The organism is Mycobacterium sp. E3247, assembly GCF_001667785.1.
Lineage (GTDB): Bacteria > Actinomycetota > Actinomycetes > Mycobacteriales > Mycobacteriaceae > Mycobacterium.
In genome coordinates this window covers 1-584 of record NZ_LZJG01000111.1, presented here as the reverse complement: position 1 = coordinate 584, position 584 = coordinate 1, and the positions used below count along the sequence as shown (strand labels likewise).

Annotated in this window: 1 protein-coding gene; it reads left to right on the top strand. The window is 71.4% G+C overall.

Annotated features, from left to right (window positions below; translation table 11 throughout):
* Positions 1–584, top strand: a 584-nt coding sequence (locus A9X04_RS05595) for a cell wall metabolism sensor histidine kinase WalK (RefSeq protein WP_197509061.1), incomplete at both ends; no start/stop codon positions are given.

Genomic DNA, 584 nt, shown 5'->3' with positions numbered 1-584 from the left:
TCCACCGAGCTGATGGTCAACGAGCTGGACCGGTTCGAGTCGCTGCTCAACGACCTGCTGGAGATCTCCCGGCACGACGCCGGTGTGGCCGAGCTGTCCGTCGAGGCGGTGGACCTGCGCACCACCGTGCAGAGCGCGCTGGGCAACGTCGGCCACCTGGCCGAAGACGCCGGCATCGAGCTGCTCGTCGACCTGCCGGAGGAAGAGGTGATCGCCGAGGTCGACACCCGGCGGGTGGAGCGGATCCTGCGCAACCTGATCGCCAACGCGATCGACCACGCCGAGCACAAGCCCGTGCAGATCCGGATGGGGGCCGACGAGGACACCGTGGCCGTCACCGTTCGCGACTACGGCGTGGGGCTGCGGCCCGGCGAGGAGAAGCTGGTGTTCAGCCGGTTCTGGCGGGCCGACCCGTCGCGGGTGCGCCGGTCCGGGGGCACCGGGCTGGGCCTGGCGATCAGCGTGGAGGATGCCCGTCTGCACCAGGGCCGGCTGGAGGCGTGGGGCGAGCCAGGTGAGGGCTCGTGCTTCCGGCTCACCCTTCCGCTGGTCCGCGGCCACAAGGTCACCACCAGCCCGCTGCC